Source organism: Bartonella sp. MR168JLCBS, from assembly GCF_042194175.1.
Window position 1 is genome coordinate 1 of sequence record NZ_JBHIMP010000011.1, and the last position, 18,499, is coordinate 18,499.

11 protein-coding genes are annotated in these 18,499 nt (G+C 37.2%); 5 read left to right on the plus strand and 6 right to left on the minus strand.

Annotated elements, in window-relative coordinates; translation table 11 throughout:
• Window positions 1-552 precede the first annotated feature (552 nt).
• The 3 genes from pyrF (at window position 553) to ACFIK8_RS07000 (ending at window position 4,547) form a co-directional block, all read left to right on the plus strand.
• Window positions 553-1,398 (plus strand): orotidine-5'-phosphate decarboxylase, encoded by an 846-nt coding sequence (gene pyrF, locus ACFIK8_RS06990; protein WP_375669070.1) that lies wholly within the window; start codon window positions 553-555, stop codon window positions 1,396-1,398.
• A gap of 527 nt (window positions 1,399-1,925) precedes the next feature.
• Window positions 1,926-3,413, plus strand: coding sequence for a histidine--tRNA ligase (hisS, locus tag ACFIK8_RS06995; protein ID WP_375669071.1), 1,488 nt, complete (start codon window positions 1,926-1,928; stop codon window positions 3,411-3,413).
• A gap of 501 nt (window positions 3,414-3,914) precedes the next feature.
• Window positions 3,915-4,547, plus strand: a complete 633-nt coding sequence (locus ACFIK8_RS07000; protein ID WP_375644924.1) for a replication protein — start codon at window positions 3,915-3,917, stop codon at window positions 4,545-4,547.
• Between the two features lie 806 nt (window positions 4,548-5,353).
• Here ACFIK8_RS07000 and ACFIK8_RS07005 read toward each other — a convergent pair.
• On the minus strand, window positions 5,354-5,875 hold the full coding sequence (locus ACFIK8_RS07005) for a peroxiredoxin (RefSeq protein ID WP_375644925.1): 522 nt from the start codon (window positions 5,873-5,875) through the stop codon (window positions 5,354-5,356).
• Window positions 5,876-6,091: 216 nt separating this feature from the next.
• Between ACFIK8_RS07005 and ACFIK8_RS07010 the strand changes: the two genes are divergently transcribed.
• Complete coding sequence (locus ACFIK8_RS07010) at window positions 6,092-7,720, plus strand: alpha-D-glucose phosphate-specific phosphoglucomutase (protein WP_375661576.1); 1,629 nt, start codon at window positions 6,092-6,094, stop codon at window positions 7,718-7,720.
• 1,060 nt (window positions 7,721-8,780) lie between these two features.
• Entirely contained in the window at window positions 8,781-9,116 is a 336-nt protein-coding gene (locus tag ACFIK8_RS07015; protein WP_015856728.1) for a zinc ribbon domain-containing protein YjdM, read from the plus strand.
• Window positions 9,117-10,247: 1,131 nt separating this feature from the next.
• Here ACFIK8_RS07015 and ACFIK8_RS07020 read toward each other — a convergent pair.
• The 5 genes from ACFIK8_RS07020 to ACFIK8_RS07040 form a co-directional block, all read right to left on the minus strand.
• On the minus strand, window positions 10,248-10,826 hold the full coding sequence (locus tag ACFIK8_RS07020; protein WP_273723704.1) for a NifU family protein: 579 nt from the start codon (window positions 10,824-10,826) through the stop codon (window positions 10,248-10,250).
• Between the two features lie 59 nt (window positions 10,827-10,885).
• Window positions 10,886-11,377: a universal stress protein gene (locus tag ACFIK8_RS07025; RefSeq protein WP_015856726.1), complete on the minus strand. Its 492-nt coding sequence runs from the start codon at window positions 11,375-11,377 to the stop codon at window positions 10,886-10,888.
• 63 nt (window positions 11,378-11,440) lie between these two features.
• Window positions 11,441-12,511 (minus strand): tryptophan--tRNA ligase, encoded by a 1,071-nt coding sequence (gene trpS / locus ACFIK8_RS07030; protein WP_375636354.1) that lies wholly within the window; start codon window positions 12,509-12,511, stop codon window positions 11,441-11,443.
• Window positions 12,512-12,571: 60 nt separating this feature from the next.
• Complete coding sequence (gene murJ, locus ACFIK8_RS07035; protein ID WP_375636419.1) at window positions 12,572-14,143, minus strand: murein biosynthesis integral membrane protein MurJ; 1,572 nt, start codon at window positions 14,141-14,143, stop codon at window positions 12,572-12,574.
• An 857-nt stretch (window positions 14,144-15,000) separates the two neighbouring features.
• Window positions 15,001-18,231 carry a BID domain-containing T4SS effector gene (locus ACFIK8_RS07040; protein WP_375661574.1) on the minus strand — a complete coding sequence of 1,077 codons (3,231 nt, stop codon included), beginning with the start codon at window positions 18,229-18,231 and terminating at the stop codon, window positions 15,001-15,003.
• Window positions 18,232-18,499: the final 268 nt, after the last annotated feature.

Below are 18,499 nucleotides of genomic sequence, written 5' to 3' on the forward strand. Positions count from 1 at the left end.
CTAGAGATGTTTCTCCTAGAAAATTCGTATCGAATGGTGTGTCTTCAGGAATGCGAGTTTCCATGTTTTATCTCCTTCAATATGCTGGAGATACAATGTCTTTTTGCCAATTATGTTCCAAAAGTGAATAGATATGCGCTAAAAAGGGATAGGAGAGATCTAAAGTTAAGATCGAGATCATCATGGTGGGGCATTTTCTTTTGAAACTTTTGTTTAAAGCGTGTTCATAGAGAGTTTTTGTTGATCATAAAAAAGGGTGTGAAAACGAAAAGGCACGCCTATTGGGCTTTATGAGGTCATTGAACAAAATAATATGAACGCTTTTTTTGTTTATATTCTTTCATAAATTTGAATTTTTGTCTCATGACAACGTCTTGATCGATAAACATGTGATAAGCGTTACGAATGGGAATATATTTATGTTTCATAAATAAAAGCACACTTTGTATAGAGAGCTCTTTCTTTGTGTTTTCAGTATTGTATTCTTTTGACAAATGCTTTTCTTTTTGATTGTATCAAAAAGTTTAAAGACAGACCGTGTTAGGATATAAAATGTTTTGTTCAGCTTTTTTTAAAAATAGTGAAAAATATGGACCGCTTTGCGTTGGTTTTGATCCGAGTCATAAAGTTTTGCAATCATGGAATTTAAGCTGTGATTATAAAGGTCTAAAAGATTTTTGTGATATCCTCTTAACAGCGGTTGTGGGTAAAGTGGGGATGATAAAGCCTCAAGCCGCATTTTTTGAGTTATATGGGGTGGAAGGGCTTCAAATTCTCAAAGAACTTATTGAAAATGCACACGAACAAGGTTTGTTGGTTCTCGTTGATACGAAAAGAGGGGATATTGGCTCTACTGCTGAGGCTTACGGTAAAGCTTGGCTTGGTTCAAGCAGTGCGTTTAAAGCAGATGCCATAACAGTCAATCCTTTTTTAGGATTTGATGCTCTCATTCCTTTAATAAAGATTGCAGAAGAAACAAAAACGGCTGTTTTTATGGTTGTTCAATCTTCGAATCCAGAGGGAAGGCACATTCGCAATGCGCGCATTGGTGATCAAACGGTTTCTGTTCATTTGGCGCAGCGTATTTTTGAATATAATAGCCAATCTTCAAGTCAATATCATCATGTTGGTCCTATTGGGGCAGTGATTGGAGCAACATTGGGCAATGAAGCAAAAGATACAATCGAACAGTTAGAAAATAACTTATTTCTCGTTCCTGGCATTGGGGCTCAAGGGGGAACAATAACACAATTAACTCAGCAGTTTCCTCAAAGGCTATGGCAGAATCTTATTCCTTCCATTTCAAGATCGATTACAGAGGTTGGTCGAAATAGTGTTGATTTAAAAAATGTTATTCATGATTTTGCCGAGCAATCTAAAAACACGCTTCTATCTTAAAGTTTTTTGCTAAGTTATCAAAGAAAAAAAGCTCTTATAAAAGAAGGTGGTTTATCAAATTTTAAGTCAGATACGAATTTCAAGAAGTGTTTTTCTTTATCTAAAGTTAAGAGTTGTTTTTGATCTTTTCAAAAAGTGTTCATATATTTCTTATTTTCTGTTGGGATTGGGAGGACCAAATACGGAAAGCAAAGGTTTGAAAAAAATGCAGAAATCTTGGGAATATATGAAAAATTGCTTCAAGAAAGACGAGATAAAGGAAAAAAATGAAAGAAATACCTGAACAGAGAGATGAGGCATAAGAGGGTTTGGAGAGTGTATTCGTTTTGGGGACGTTTTAGTTTAAGGGTGATGACTCATCTTACAGGATAAACTCTTTTAGAATATCGCTTTATAAGGATATTGCTTTTGTAAAATAAAGGACTCTAACATGTTATTAAAAGTTTTTAGATTGATAAAGTCATTGCAGCGTTGGTTTCTATGGGATAATGGTTATCCGTGAACACATATTGTTGCTAGAGAATAACATGTCATTGAAACAAGAAAAAACTAAAGCCCGTTTACCCCGTGGTTTTGTGGATCGTACAAGTGCACAGTTGTATGCAACTGAAACAATGATTGCGCAAATTCGTGAAGTTTATGAACTTTACGGTTTTGAAGCACTGGAAACACCAATTTTTGAATATACAGATGTGCTGGGTAAGTTTTTGCCTGATGAAGATCGTCCAAATGCGGGCGTTTTTTCGCTACAAGATGATGATGAGCAATGGATGTCTTTGCGCTATGATCTTACTGCGCCTCTTGCCCGTTATTTTGCAGAGAATTTTGAAGTTTTGCCAAAGCCTTATCGCAGTTATCGTCTTGGTTTTGTGTTTCGCAATGAAAAACCTGGACCAGGGCGCTTTCGGCAATTTATGCAGTTTGATGCGGATATTGTTGGAACACCAACGGTAGCAGCGGATGCCGAAATTTGTATGATGGCAGCAGACAGTTTGGAAAAGTTAGGGTTTCAGCAGCATGATTATGCCATTCGCTTGAATAACCGAAAAATTCTGGAAAGTGTTTTAGAATTGATTGGTTTAGGGGAAAGGGAGCAGATTGAAAGGCGCTTAACTGTGCTTCGAGCAATGGATAAACTGGATAAATTTGGTCCTGAAGGCGTGCGTTTTCTTCTAGGCAAGGGGCGTTTGGATGAAAGTGGTGATTTTACAAAAGGGGCCGAGCTTAAGGATAAAGAGATTGAGTGTATTCTTTCCTTACTGACTGTAAACGCAAAAACAGCAGAAGAAATCCTTGATGCTCTCAGACAAGTCGTTGGTCAGAGTGCTCAGGGGCTTGAAGGGGTTCGCGAGCTTGAGGAAATGCAAGCAATCTTTGTCGCTAATGGTTATCACAATCGCATTAAAATTGATCCTTCGGTGGTTCGTGGATTGGAATATTATACTGGACCTGTTTTTGAGGCGGCATTGCTTTTTGATGTTCTCAATGATGATGGGCAAAAAGTTGTTTTTGGCTCTGTTGGTGGTGGTGGGCGCTATGATGGATTGGTGGCACGCTTTCGTGGTGAAAATATTCCAGCAACAGGTTTTTCAATCGGGGTTTCACGCTTGATTGCTGCTTTGCAAAATCTTGGAAAGTTGCCTATGAAGGAGACAACAGGGCCGGTTGTGGTGTTGATGATGGATAAAGAACCAGAAGCTGTTGCACGCTATCAAAAAATGGTGATGCAGTTGCGTGGTGCGGGAATTTGTGCTGAGCTCTATTTGGGGGCATCGGGGATAAAAGCGCAGATGAAATATGCAGATCGACGTCAAGCGCCTTGTGTGGTGATCCAAGGCTCACAAGAACGTGAGAGCGGAAAAATACAGATTAAAGATTTGATTGAAGGGGCGCGTTTGTCCCACGAAATTAAGGACAATCAAACATGGCGTGAAAGCCGTCCTGCGCAAGTGATGATTGATGAAGAGCAATTGGTTCAAACAGTACAAGATATTTTGGCAGCCCAAAAACGGTAATGATAAAAGTTTTGTGAAAGCGATTGTTGGGAAAAGCTCGAACATTTCCTCTTCAATTTTCAGAATTTGTATTTTACTTGTTTAGATATTCTTAAAATCGCGTTATTTTTTTAAGTTCCTGCGGCATAAAAGCAATTTTTTAAAGATAAAAATGCTTTGTCTTCATTATGAAATGAATGCTTTTGAGCGCGCGAGGTAAGTACCTTGCGTGAAGCAAGATACTGGACACTGAAGCATTTGAGGTTCTTGACGCAATCCTGTTTAGAAAAATTGATGATCAATAACAGAAACCCAATAGTTTATAGAAATATTGATCATTCATATGGATTTAATTTTTGAATTCTCATTTGCTGATATCATATTTCTACTGTTTTATTGTCGGCAGTCTACAATCTCACATCCATGAGAGATGAAAGAAATCTCAAGAGTTTTATTTTAGAAGATTTTTTTAGTTTCAAAAGCAACGAATAACTTAAATCAGACAATTTTTAAAGGGAAAATATGGGAGGAATTATAAGAGATTATAATGACAACCATTTGAAATTATTCATTTATTATAACAAATCAATTTTTTACGGAGAAATGAAAATGGCCCAATATGATTTTACAGTATTATATGAAAGAAATCCCTTTATTTTGAAAAAACCTGAAGATATTGGAAAATCATTTAAACTTCCTCCTTCAAATTTCGGATTTGAAGATCTTCCGCAAATTACGTTTTCAGGAGCGTCCGATAGTCGGCGTATGATTTTTGGGCTATCATTTAGTGGTATGAAAGCATTTTTTGTGATGTTGTGGCAAGTAGGGAAAATGTCAGATGAAGATGATGTGGATTTATGGTTTGATCAGGTAAGATTAGATGAGGATACTCTCAATGAATTTTTGATTTGTGATCTTTCAATTCAAGAACCAGAATATCTTAATTTTGAAAGTTTTAAAGAAGGTATCAAAGAATTAGAAAAGAATAAAATTGTAGCGAAGGGGACAAAAAAATATTGTTATTTCATTAATCCAGATATTTTTGGGCTTCCTGAATGTGATGAAGATTTTGAGTTCGATGAAGAGGAAGAGATAGAAGAGGAAGAAATGAAAACACACTTTATGGTAGAATATCCAAATAAACGCCTTCTTTAACTGTTTCTCTCTTAGAGAAAAATAAAAGCTTAGAATAAATGGCTATGAGAACAGCAATGAGTCTGTTTATGGTATGTGAATTGGAATGTTTACGGGATCTGTTTTTATTTAATATTCTTCATGAACAGTTATTTATGCAGAGCCGTTTTTATGCAATATTTTCTTTCTTGATATTTTTATGAACCTTGCAGTAATGGTGTTCATAGCTCTTGTATTTTAGAGCGTTTATGAGACGTACTTTTACTCTTTTTAATCGTTTATTCATATGCCAATCTCACTTGCTAATGAGCAAGAAAATAGTTTTAAGGGATTCAATATAAGAAGGGATAAAATAAAACAATCTTATGATATTCAGTGCCTCTCATTCGACATGAAAAATTATAAATCAAATTATTGTTTGACACAAAGTTTTTCTCAATAGGAGAAATTTAGCATTGATCGTGCATATTTCATCGATACGTTAGTCCTTGATGTTTCTGAGAGAGTTTTGTATGAATTTGCGCATTTCGCAATTGCATCCCCATTTTTTGATAGCGTGCAACAGTTTTTAGCTTTTTATTCTTTGAGCACTATAATTGGTTTAGATTTTTTACTGGAAATTTTTCAAGTTTTTTCAAAGCAGTTAAAACGTGAAATACCTATTAAAAAATTATTGCTGGAATATTTTCTCACCAAAAACGCACAACCAACTTACAGTGTTTGTCTTGACAAATAGATGTTTCAAAAAATACAAACGACACAAATTTTCTTTATTAGGGAAATTTGTGTCGTTAAATTTTGTTTAAATAGACGATTTGGGGGCGGAATTAGTTTTTCAAAGCTTTTAGAACATTTTGTGGTGAAGAAACTTCATAAGGATCTGTTGCACAATTATCTGAAAAACCTGCTTCTTCAAACCATTTCTCAACCACACCATCATTAATAACGGCAGCATAGCGCCATGATCGCATGCCAAAACCAACATTGTCTTTTGCAACCAGCATACCCATTTTGCGTGTGAATTCACCAGAGCCATCAGGAATTAATTTCACGTTTTTGATATTTTGTGTTTTTCCCCAAGCATTCATGACAAAAGCATCATTGACGGAAAGACAATAAATTTCATCAATACCCGCTTGTTTAAATTCATCATAGAGTTTTTCAAAGTCAGGCAGCTGAAAAGTTGAGCAAGTAGGGGTAAAAGCTCCAGGAAGAGAAAAAAGAATAACACGCTTTCCTTTAAAGTAAGCATCACTGTTAACTTCTTGCCACCGATAAGAATTATTTTCACCCACTTCATCTCGGACACGTGTATGGAATGTTACATTGGGAACAGTTTTTTTCATCATAAGGATGCTCCTATATTTTTTACAAAAATTTCGTTTTAAAACAGCTTTTGTCTTTAAAAGCATATCGGAAAGAACGGTTTAAATAAAAGGGATTCTTCAAGAATTTTTACTTCTAACGAGTGTGCAAATATTTCACACTTCCGTCAAGTAGAATTAATGGTCGACTTTGGATACTCTTCACCTTAAAATTAAAGGAAAGAATATGAAAGTATTTACATGACCATAAAGATAGTTTTAACCACGGCTTTTGAGGGGCAAAAACCGGGAACGTCTGGTTTGCGCAAAAAAGTGTCTGTTTTTCAACAACCTCATTATGTAGAAAACTTTATACAGTCTCTTTTTGATAACATTGGGCCTCTTGAAGGAAAAATGTTGATTCTTGGAGGCGATGGGCGCACTTTTAATCGTACTCTCCTTCAGATTGTGTTGAAGATGGCAGCGGCGCATGGTGTTTCTTGTGTTAAAATGGGAAGGGGCGGTATTCTTTCTACACCTGCTGTTTCGCATCTTATTCGTAAAACTCATGCCCATGGTGGACTTATTCTTTCTGCAAGCCATAATCCTGGTGGTCCAGAGGGAGATTGTGGTATCAAATACAATGTTTCCAATGGTGGACCCGCTCCGAATTCTTTATGTGATGCTATTTTTGCAACATCGCAACGTCTTTCCTTTTATAAAATTCTTGAAGCACCAGATATTGATTTAGATAGGCAAGGTACGATCTTTATGGGAGCCATGCGGATTGATATTATTGATCCTGTCGCTGATTATGTTGCTTTGATGCAGGAGCTTTTTGATTTTGACTGTATTGCCAAGGCCGTTGCTCGAGGTCTTACTTTACGGTTTGATGCTATGCATGCGGTAACAGGGCCTTATGCTCATGAAATTTTTGAAAAATGCTTAGGATTTTCTGAAGGAACGGTGGTTAATGGTATTCCTTTGCCAGATTTTGGAGGCGGTCATCCGGATCCCAATTTGGTTTATGCCAAGGCTCTTTATGATTTATTGATGTCAGAGCAAGGACCAGATCTTGGTGCAGCCTCTGATGGTGATGGAGATCGTAACCTCATTATTGGTCGTCAACAATTTGTCTCACCTTCAGATTCTTTGGCTATTATGGCTGAACATGCACACCTCATTAAAGGATATCGAAAAGGTGTTGTGGGGATAGCGCGTTCTATGCCGACGGGGCGTGCTGCTGATCTGGTTGCGGAAAAACACGGATTAAACTTTTTTGAAACGCCAACGGGATGGAAGTTTTTTGGAAACCTTTTGGATGCGGGGAAAGTAACCTTTTGTGGTGAAGAAAGCTTTGGAACTGGCTCTCATCACATCCGCGAAAAAGATGGTTTATGGGCTGTCTTATTTTGGTTAAATCTTTTAGCGGTAACAGAAAAAACTGTTGCACAAATTGTTCAACAGCATTGGTACACCTATGGGCGTTTTTACACGTTACGGCATGATTATGAAGAAGTCGAAGCAGATAAAGCTTTGGAACTTATAGAACATTTGCGTACGCACTTACCACATGCAGGAACTGAAATTGCAGGATTTTTCGTCAAAAAAGCAGATGATTTTACATATCATGATCCTGTTGATCAGAGTGTTAGCACGCGGCAAGGTATACGTATTTTTTTCGAAAATGGAGCACGGTTGGTGGTCCGGTTGTCGGGAACAGGGACGCTAGGTGCTACTTTACGACTTTATTTTGAACAGTATGAAAGTGATCCGCGCAAACACAATTTTAATCCGCAAGAAGTTCTCCAACCTTTGCAACAGGTGGCGCTAAAACTGTTAAATATACAACAAGCATTGGGGCGAGATCGCCCTGATATTATCACCTAAGTTCATTGGAATATTTTTTTGTAAAGGTATGATGATTGATCACATGAGGTATGATTTTAGGGGTGTGATTTTATTTGCCATAAGGCAGATCCTCCATTTTCAAGCGCGCTTTGTTTTTTCCTCCTTTACATATCAATCGGATTTCTAAAACTGCGGGCTTCTTAAAACCGAATCCTGTAGGTAATTATAATCCGGCATAATCGGGGAGTTTATGTCCGATGGTTTTTGATGGTTTGATAGCAATGTTTGTTTAATAGGGGAGATGTTCCTTATGCAAAAAAAATATTATCATTGTTGCACATTTCATATGCTTGTTTTAAAGAAGCGTCTCTCTCAAAACACTAAAAACGCATCTTATGCGTGCTGCTTTTGAAAGGGATGAGCGACCATCTATCGAGCAGCACAATTTTACGCTTATGAGAGAGTAAGACCGTACCATCATTCACTTTGCTCGCTTTCAATGTTGGTTCTTATATTTGAAAATATTTAGTATTTTGAATAATCGTTTTACACGCCTCTTCCTACTTGTAGCATGCAAGCAAAAGGCTTTGGTTGATTCAATGTAAAAGGGGGTGAGAGAATCTCAGCTTATTTATCGGCTCTCATTCAATATACAAAACCATTAACTATGATTATAAATCAGTCTGTTCTCTAACATTGTGACTGTTATCTTTACTTAAATAAAAGGTCAAGTTGAGGGCATCATTTTCTTGTTTTTCAGTTTTTAGCTTTTTGAGAGCGTTTTATTTAGAGAGGTTCCTTTTCTAATTGTTTTTTATCCATTCGTTAATTGCATTGCTGATGTATAAGAAAATGATTTTGATTAATTTATTAGAGAGAATGAAGTGAGTAAATTTTATGATATGCGGGGGGCTCATTTAAGTTATATAATGATCAATCATTTTTATAAACTCATATGGTATGTGACGATAGCATTCATGAACACAGTTGGCAGATGAGGGTTGAAACAAAGGAAAATGTTTTTCTAAAATAATGGACAATAAGCACTTCTTGCTTTATGACCAGTCATAGTGAATGATTTTTTTTAAAAGGGGAATTTATGACCCAATATCCTAAATGTCCTCGTTGTGATTGTCTTTATACTTATGAAGATGGTGAAAATTTTGTGTGTCCTGAATGCGCACATGAATGGCCACAAAAAAACGATGATACTGTTCTTTCCGATACTGTTTATGATGCCAATGGTCAGATTTTAACAAACGGAGATACCGTTATGGTGATAAAAGATCTGAAAGTAAAAGGCGCTTCATCTGTTTTAAAAGGTGGTACTAAGGTAAAGAATATTCGCTTGGTGGATGGGGATCATAACATTGATTGCAAAATTCCAGGGATTGGTCAGATGAGTTTAAAGTCGGAGTTTGTGAAAAAAGTTTAGGCATTTATCCCCTTGCAATTGTTTTTACATTTCGTTGGTTTTTTATTTTTACATTCTTCTCGAATGGGATTCTTTTCTTGTTTCACAGATTACACCAATCAGATAGAGGCAATATATTTTCCTTTATTGCAAAGCCATGTATCGCAGAGGAATAGTGGCTCTGTCTTTTCTTTTAATATGCGGTTATGGATGAAGTTGGATGTTGACTTACATGCAACAGTAAAAGTATGTGCTTTATGAGAAGAACAACGTGGTAAAGCAGACAAACTTATTCCTGCTGAATTGAAGAAATATTCTCATTTTTTTATCAGATAATTTCTCAAACAACCATAATAGATCTAGCTTCAATGTATTTATTTTTACAGGTAGTTACACCGTTTGCGTCATATTTATGGAAATGAGATTGAAAATGATAGAGGGGGAATTCTTGATTTTAAGAATGGAAAAAGGATGGTATGATCTTGATAAGGTTGTATGGTCATGCATTTTCCAGCTCTTAGTGTTGCAACAGTCCCTTATAAAAAGTGTGCATAAGAGCTATTAAAAATAGTTTTTGTTATTATCCAGTTTGTGCTGTGTAAGCGGACGATTTTGATTGATGCAATAAAAACAGAATTGAAATAAGAAGAATGTCAGAATTCTCATTCAAGTTGCAAAATGTGATCTTTGTCGATTGGTTGCTACAAGAAGTATTTTGCGTGATTTTATTGTTGGGAGAACTGAGAAAGATGGAGCAAATGGGCACTCTATCTTACAATGTTTTCTTTTTTGGGTTTTCTTTTTTGTAACGGGTCGTGGTTTCTTGGTTAAAATTACATGACAAGATTATGAAACAAAATAAATTTAAAGTGCACATCCATGCATTGTACTTCTGTGTACGGATTGGTTTGTTGAAACAACCTATGCTTCTTAAAAGGGGCTTTGAAATCTTTTTAAGGCATATGTGGAGGTGAAATATGAGTGAAGGTATCATTATTAGACAGATTTTTTTAACAGTACTGTATTTTTATGGCTGCATAGCTTACTTTTAAAATTTCAGGAATAAAATGACGCAAGATTTTTGCACTCCATGTTTGAGCGCTGTTGAAGAGGGGCAATCGCTGTGGTTATTTTACCTATTGAGGCCAATATTTATTGTGGCATGGCTTCAACGCCTAAAACTTCAGGGATAAAATGGCGTAAAAGATTTTCAATACCATGTTTGAGGGTTGCCGTTGAAGAGGGACATCCAGCGCAGGAGCCCCGCATATTGAGATAAACAATACCATTTTCAAATCCGCGAAAAGTAATGTCTCCACCATCATTGGCAACTGCTGGGCGGATACGCGTTTCAAGCAGCTCTTTAATGGTTAAGACAATATCAGCATCTTTTTCGTCATAAAATTCTTCGTTAAGGGCATGGGTTTGTGCTTGTGTTGTAGCGTTGGTGGTGATCACTGGCTCATTGGATAGAAAATGTTCCATGATTGTGCCTAAAATGACGGGCTTGAGATGTTGCCATTCTCCTTCTTTTTTGCTTACGGTGATAAAATCATAGCCTAAAAAAACACCATTGATATTGGGAATATTAAACAGCTTAGCTGCCAAAGGTGAGTTTTTAGCTGCTTCTTCAGGGTCACGAAATTCTAATACGCCCTCAGAAAGAACCACGCGTCCTGGCAGGAATTTAAGCGTTGCAGGGTTTGGGGTGGTTTCAGTTTGAATAAACATAAACTCTCCTTTTATAATGAAGGATTGGGAAGATCTTACATTGTAGAATATTATATTTTTTAGGCAATAGATCTAATATCTTCATCGGCAAGATTGCTAGGAATAACAATGACAGGGATTGAAAAAGCTGTCCCTTTATTTCCGATTAATTGAACAAGGGGTCCTGGTCCTTCTGTATGTCCACTGGCTGCTAAAACAATTAGTGCAATCCTTTTATCTTCGTCGATCAGTTTGGAAATCTCATCAATTTTTTTTCCTTCACGCACCACTATTTCTGTTTCAAGCGCATGGGTGGTGCGGACTTCACTGGCAATGTCTCCTAATATTTTATGAGCACTTTGCGTTGATTCTGTGCGCATAACGTTGTTTACACCCAGAAAATGTTGAAATTCTGCACTATCAACGACACAAAGTAATACCAATGTTCTATTGGTATTTTGGGCATGCTGTGCGGCAAACGCAACGGCACGCCGACACTCTGGTGTTTCATCGATAATGACTAAGTTCTTTTTCTTGGGTTCTTTTTTCGGATTTTTGGGTTTGGAAATCATGCACTTTCTCTATATTTGTACAAACGATTTTTTTGCTCTCTACAGTTTTTAGTTTTATTACCTTTATGTATCGTGCAAAAATCCAATAATTTCACGAATTTTCTTCATATTTTCTTCTGCGAGCATACTAGCACGTTTAGCGCCATCATGCAAAACAGAGTCGATATAATCACTTTCTTGATGAAGTCGACGTAATTCTTCTGTTATAGGGGCAAGCTTATAGACAGCAAGGTCGGCTAGAGCGGTTTTAAAATGCGAAAATTGTTGACCAGAAAATTCTAAAAGAATCTTTTCTTTGCTAACTTTGGCAAAGGCGGCATAAATACCAAGCAGGTTATCCACTTCTGGTCGTTCTTTTAAAGCGGTAAGGGTATCGGGAAGAGGAGCCGAATCCGTTTTGGCTTTGCGTATTTTTTTTGCGATAAGATCAGCATCATCGGTCAAATTAATGCGTGAAAAATCTGAAGGATCTGATTTTGACATTTTTTTCGTCCCATCGCGCAAAGACATAACGCGTGTGGCTGTTGTTCCAATAAGCGCCTCTGGGAGGGGAAAGAAGCCTTGTTTTTTTTCTTCATCCGTTTGCATAGAGATACCAAAATTTAATTCGGCAATACGCTGTGCATAGTCGTTGTTAAACTTTTGTGCAATATCGCGTGTGAGTTCAACATGCTGTTTTTGATCTTCGCCTACTGGAACATGCGTTGCACGATAGACTAAAATATCAGCAGCCATCAAAGTGGGATAGGCAAAAAGCCCTAGAGATGCTTTTTCGCGATCTTTTCCTGCTTTATCTTTAAATTGTGTCATGCGTTGAAGCCAGCCGATACGGGCAACACAATTAAAAATCCAGGCAAGTTCAGCATGTTGAAAAACACGTGATTGGTTAAAAATAATGTGTTGTTGAGGATCAATACCGCAGGCTAAAAAGGCTGCTGTCACTGTTCTGGTGGATTCGCGTAAAGTAAGGGGATCTGGGTTGACCGTGAGCGCATGCATATCCACAACACAGTAGAGGCAGTGATGAGAGTTTTGCAATTCAACCCAACGCTGAATGGCTCCAAGATAATTGCCAAGATGTAAATGACCACTCGGTTGTACGCCGGAAAAGACAAGTGGTGTGAAGGTATCCATAGGAGTGCTCTTTCTTCAATTAAGGTTATTTGTTTTATTGTTTTTGACAAAGTATAGATATTATGAGCGTTTTTTCAAATTTTTAAGCATGTGAAAAAAGGAATGGGTGTTGAATAAAAAATAGGCACTAAAATAGATCAAGAATATGCCAAGCATGATCCCAGCTAAGGTGCTGGCGCGCAAGAAAAAGGATGCTTGTGAGGATAAAGGAAAAGACAAAAAACCAAACACATTCAATCCGTAATAGAGGGCTAGTGCACTCAAAAGGGTTGCTATCATGAGACATAATATTTGCTTTATCAGTTGGAAGTCGTATTTCCAATAACCGCGTTTGATAAGGACACCCCAAAGCAACAGGGCGTTGACCCATCCAGAGGTAATTTCAGCAATAACAATGCCTCGTGCAGATAGAATAGGAAATAATGTTAAGGCGAGACTGATATTGATGAAAACGCAAATACCTGTAAAAATCATCGGTGTTTTGGTATCTTCATGGGCAAAAAAATTAGGAATAAAGACCTTAATGAGAACAAAAGCTGGAAGTCCTAATCCATAAAGTTCCAGTAATTGTGCAACATGGTGTGTTGATTGACTGGTAAATTGTCCTCGCTCAAAGAGCAAACTGACAATGGGAGTGGAGAGCAGTAAAAAAGCGATGGATGCTGGAAGTGTTAACAATAGCGTTAATTCAATAGAGCGGTTTTGTAAATGGTGGGTTTCTTTGTGCTTTTTGCTTCGCAAAGCGCGTGTTAATTCTGGTAAAAGAACGGTTGCAACGGCAATGGCGATTACACCTAGAGGCAATTGGTAAAGACGATCAGCGTACATCAAAGAAGAGACAGCACCCGATTGACTAGAAGCAATGTTGGTATTAATGAGCAAATTGATTTGTGTGATGCCACCCGTGATGGCTGCTGGGAATGCTAAAGTTAATAGTTTGCGAACATTAGGACTTAAATGGGGTTGGCGGAAGGAAATTTTCATTCCACTTTGACGCAAAGCAAGGGCAATTAAGGTGAGTTGAAGAAGTCCTGCTGCCAATACACCCCAAGAGAGATTTAAGCCGATATGCCAAGCGTCAAGTTTATAGATCCAAGCATAGGCAAGCACACCAATCAGAATAATGTTTAAAAAGAGTGGGGCAATGGCGGCAATAAAATAGCGTCGCAGAGCATTAAGCATGCCCCCCATCATGGCAGCAAGCGACATGCAGGTTAAATAGGGAAACATGATCGCAGTAAAGTGAATTGTAGCGTTAAATTTTGTTGCATCTTCGGTAAAACCTGGGGCAATAATGGTTCGTACCAAAAAAGGCATACTCAGTTCCATCGCAATCGTTAACAGTAAGAGCATCGAAAAGAGAACGCCAAAGACTTCTTCTGCAAATTTGCATGCTGTTTCTTGACCATCTTCAGTAATTTTTTTTGCAAAAAGAGGAATGAAAGCAGCGTTAAAGGCACCTTCAGCAAAAAAACGACGAAATGTGTTGGGAAAACGAAAAGCAGCGTTAAAGGCATCAGAAACAGGACCAGTCCCTAGGGCTGCTGCCATAAGCATTTCGCGTACGAAGCCAAAAATACGGCTCATGAGGGTTCCGGAAGCAACTGTTGCAATTTTTTTAATCAATGTCATAAAGATATATCGGGTTCGTTGTAAAAGAGAAGCGATGATAGGAGAAATAAACCGTTTTAAATCGTAAAAATCTGATCTGTATCCCAATCAAGGATACTTTTTGTAAGCGTTTTACGACGGTGTTTATCTTTCTGTCAACAATGGTGCTTGAAGACTTTTTTATGCTCCTTGTTTACTGTTGCATTACAATTTTTATTGTTGCCATAAAATAATTAAAATTTCTTTTTCAAACTGAAATATGGGAGCGACATCATGACAGTTTGAAGGGACATATAGGGATATATAATGTTAATTTCTCTTTATGGTGTGATGTCGTGAATAGTGCACCCCAATACCGTTCTGTTTTTATGTAAGGGGCATGACCCTATTAAAGAACGCAAATAAAATAAAAGCGTGAAGCAATGTACAATCTCCATTATCTATCCATTATTTAAAAGACAGTGCTTTAGATGTTTTTAAAAGTTGTAAGGCTAAGCTAAAAGGTGATGGCAAAGCTCGTGATTGCTTTTTACCTTTACGGCTTTATATTCTCTCAAAATTAGGCTGCCTTCCCATTTTAGAGATTACATAAACAAAAGGATAGGAAGACGTGATCTTTCAACAGCATTTTGTCTGTTTTTAGCACTATAGGTAATGAAAGTGATTAATTATCATTTTCAAAAATGATTGATCCTTTCATTTTACTTGTTCAGGTTTCTTTTCATAGTTAATGAGGATAAAATCTGAGGAAATAAGATAAATTTGTTCTCTCATGGTTTCCATTCCCGTTGAGGTGCGATTGATTTGCCAATGAAAGCAGGCGGGTAAAGGCTATCATTTTTACCAGAGAGGGCAAAAAGTTAAAGTTTATGAATCCTTTAGATATTCATTGTCATGGCTTTTGCGTGCTCTGTTTTGTGAGGTTGAATATTTTCTTGTCTTTTAGAACTCTGATTGACGTTTTCTGTCATTTTTTGCACTTTAATTGCTTCTTTATCAAGAGTGTTGGAACATTTTTTTTCATTGTTTGTCTTTATAGATTGATGCTGGATAGATTGATACTGGTTTGGTGCTAAGCACTCATCGAATTTATGGTTATAAAAATACATGGGGTGTATATGCTGTTCTATCTCTTTTATCTGCTTGACTATTTCCATAATTTCTTTTGCTTTAACGGTTGATGTGCCAAGACACTTCGCAAGTTTTTCAGGATTATTTTCCTTTATAGCTTCATGCTCGCTTGAGGATAAGCGCTCATTGATTTTTTTGATATAAGTCCTTATCTCCCCCCTTAATTCAGGAGAGTTTGATAAAGTTTCTTGCTGTTGTGCTTTTGACAAGGAAAAGAGATTTTTCATCCAAGCCTCAGGAATTTTTACCGACTGTTCACACCGCCTTTGTTTTACATGATGGGTATGGAGAATGTCTCTTTCTGTTTGTTTAAAAATATTGATATAACGATCAATGGCTCTACAGAGGGGCAAAATATTTGCTTCAGCATGGGCGCGCGCGTTGTTTTTTATGCCAAATACATTGCTACCAGAAAGCTTAGAAATAGATTGGGGAGAGGTGGCAATTTGATAGGTGAGCTGTTCTCCTTCAGTATGATTTTCATGGATCATTTCTATTCTTTTCTGCAAAATATGACGATTGCCATAAATGATTTGGCACAAAGTTTCGATTTCTTTTCTTCTTACTTGAATGGATGCGTTGTTTTTTATCCTTGTGGCAATTTCATTGTTGGTAAGGGGGGCTATTGTTTCTGCGGGGATAAGCACTTCTTGCTGGTTTTGAACTTTTGGTGCTGTAAAGGAGAGGGCGTCACCGATTTTTAATGTCTGTATTTGCTCTGGAGTGAGATCTTTTTTATTTCCTAAGATGAAAATCCCGTTGGCATCAAGCATGAAGCCATTGGGTCCACTGCCTCTGTAGAAGCCTTTATAGGTATGACCTTCTTTCGCTGTTATAATAAGATGATGATGAATATTTTCAAATCCAATATGTTTCATATTGTCTATGAATTCTTTTAAAATAAGTATTTTTTCTGGATTTGAGATATCCTCAAGAAGATGTTTCATCTCTTCCTTATCGTTATGTTTTAGCGATGCAATGCTGGCAAGATTCATGCGTTTTTCTGTTACAAGAGAAAAGTCGAGTGTGTGGCCAGCAACTTGCCCAAGTTTTTCAAAAAACATTCGTTGTGTGCGTCCATTACCTTCTCTGAAGGGATGCGTATAGTTGAGCTGGATCAACATTTCAGTGACATGTTCAATAAATGTTTCGCGGGTTAAGCCTTTTAAACTATTCGTTTCAGAAAGTATTTTATCTAAATTTTCTAGTCCCTCTTGTATCTGTTTTGCTGAGGCAAAAGAAATACCAGCTTTTTTCATCATTGGCATATAAGCAACGGTACCATCTTCAAATGTAAATGGTTTTTCGCGTGTTTGTCCGGCCCATTCAAAAGTATTTTTAAATAGGGTGTGATGAATATATTGGAGATATGTGGAAGTTAGTTTTTGCGGTGGCGCTTCTTGGCGTAGATGAATGATTGCTTTTGTTGTATCATGGGCACATTGCACTTTTAATTTTTTATAGTCTTTTATTCCATATTTATTTTTTAAGGTGATACTATTAGGGCAAAAGAAATTACGGTACATTGTCTTATTTTCTTCGGTTTCAGGCGATGAGGATAATTTCTCCTGTAAGGTGAGAGGGACGCTGTCCGTCTTTTTTGTACCAGTGTCCCAGTATGCCATTGCTTTTTTTGGGGGTTGTTTTGTTCTTTCTTGATGATCAGAGCGTTTTTCCTTTGTCGTTTGGACAGATATTGGATCATTTGTCGCTGTATTGCTGGTCTGTAAAATGTTTTTTTGGAAATCTTTTTGTGTTTTCCTCATGGAGGAAGCAGATTGCGCAATTGGTTTGGCCATTTGTTCTTGTTCTTGCAAACTTTGAGGCATAACTTCAATGCTGTCATGTAAAGCATGAGGGGTAATCCATGGTGAAAAAAGGGCGTTTTCTTTTTTCTTTGTTTGAATGGATGCGTTATCTTTGCTCTTTTCAGTTATTTCATCGCTTGTGAGAACGGCTCTTTTTTTTTCTGGAAGCAATGTTTTTCGCTGAGTTTTTTCTGGGTTTTGAGTTTTGGGCGCTGTAAAGGAGAGGGCGTCACCGATTTTTAATGTCTGTATTTGCTCTGGGGTGAGATCTTTTTTATTTCCCAAGATGAAAATCCCGTTGGCATCAAGCATGAAGCCATTGGGTCCACTGCCTCTGTAGGTACCATGATAGGTTTCTCCTTCTTTTGCGACGACAGCGAGATAATAATTTTTTTCATCCAATCCAAGCTCTCTCATAGAGTTGGTAAATTCTTGTAAAATGAGCAATTTTTCTGGATTTGAGATATCCTCAAGCAGATGCTTCATAGGTTCTGGATCGCTATGTTCCATGGCAGCGGCGCGGACAAAGTCTTTACGTTTTTTGCTCACAAGAGAAAAGTCTAACTTATGTCCTGCTGCTTGAGCGAGTTTTTCAACAAACAGTCTCTTTGTGCGCCTATTGCCCTCTCTGAAAGGATGCATGTGGTGCAAATCTATCATTATTCCAGCTGCTTGTTCAACGAATTCTTCGCGAGTTAAGCCTTGTAAATTATTCTTTTCAGCAAGTGTTTTATCTAACTTTTCTAGTCCCTCCTGTATTTTTCTGCCAATCGCAAAAGGTTTTGTAAATTCTTTTCTTTTCAAAATGGGCATAGAAGCAACACTACCATCTTCAAATGTAAAAGGTTCTTCGCGTGTTTGTCCGGCCCATTCAAATGCACGGGAAAAGAGGTGTTGATGAAGATATTTTAGATAGGAGGAATTAAGCTGCTCAGGTAGAGGTTCTTGACGCAGTTTTATCATTTCTTTTTTTACATCATCACAACATTGTTCCTTTAATATTTCTTGCTCTTTGATGCGGTATTTATTTTTAAGCACTTTGCTATTGGGATAAAAGAAATTTTGCGATGCTTTATTGATTTGCTTAGAAATGGCTGCACTAATTGCAGGGTGTTGTTCTTGCAATTCTTCTTGTGTGGAAGAGGCATAATGTTTAGTGTTTTCTTTCATGTATATTTCCTTTCAAATGTTAACATTATTTTTTGAAAGCTTTTTTTACATTTTTTGCCTTTAATTATTTTCATTGCGTTTTCTTCAAAGAAGAATGCCCATTTGGATGCTTGAAAAAATTGACCTTATTCGCATGGAACAAAGTTAAAGTTTGTAATTTTTATGAAGTATTATCGTGAAATTTTATCAATGAATTCTGTAAAATAATGGGGTGTCTTATTCAAAGTTTTCTGTATTTTATACACCATCTTTGATGCAATCTTGGCAA

Excerpts from the sequence above, each read along its gene's own strand:
- pyrF (WP_375669070.1), top strand. The coding sequence starts at position 553 with ATGTTTTGTTCAGCTTTTTTTAAAAATAGTGAAAAATATGGACCGCTT.
- ACFIK8_RS07010 (WP_375661576.1), top strand. The coding sequence starts at position 6,092 with ATGACCATAAAGATAGTTTTAACCACGGCTTTTGAGGGGCAAAAACCG.
- ACFIK8_RS07015 (WP_015856728.1), top strand. The coding sequence starts at position 8,781 with ATGACCCAATATCCTAAATGTCCTCGTTGTGATTGTCTTTATACTTAT.
- hisS (WP_375669071.1), top strand. The coding sequence starts at position 1,926 with ATGTCATTGAAACAAGAAAAAACTAAAGCCCGTTTACCCCGTGGTTTT.
- ACFIK8_RS07025 (WP_015856726.1), bottom strand. The coding sequence starts at position 11,377 with ATGATTTCCAAACCCAAAAATCCGAAAAAAGAACCCAAGAAAAAGAAC.
- ACFIK8_RS07005 (WP_375644925.1), bottom strand. The coding sequence starts at position 5,875 with ATGATGAAAAAAACTGTTCCCAATGTAACATTCCATACACGTGTCCGA.
- trpS (WP_375636354.1), bottom strand. The coding sequence starts at position 12,511 with ATGGATACCTTCACACCACTTGTCTTTTCCGGCGTACAACCGAGTGGT.
- murJ (WP_375636419.1), bottom strand. The coding sequence starts at position 14,143 with ATGACATTGATTAAAAAAATTGCAACAGTTGCTTCCGGAACCCTCATG.
- ACFIK8_RS07000 (WP_375644924.1), top strand. The coding sequence starts at position 3,915 with ATGGGAGGAATTATAAGAGATTATAATGACAACCATTTGAAATTATTC.
- ACFIK8_RS07020 (WP_273723704.1), bottom strand. The coding sequence starts at position 10,826 with ATGTTTATTCAAACTGAAACCACCCCAAACCCTGCAACGCTTAAATTC.
- ACFIK8_RS07040 (WP_375661574.1), bottom strand. The coding sequence starts at position 18,231 with ATGAAAGAAAACACTAAACATTATGCCTCTTCCACACAAGAAGAATTG.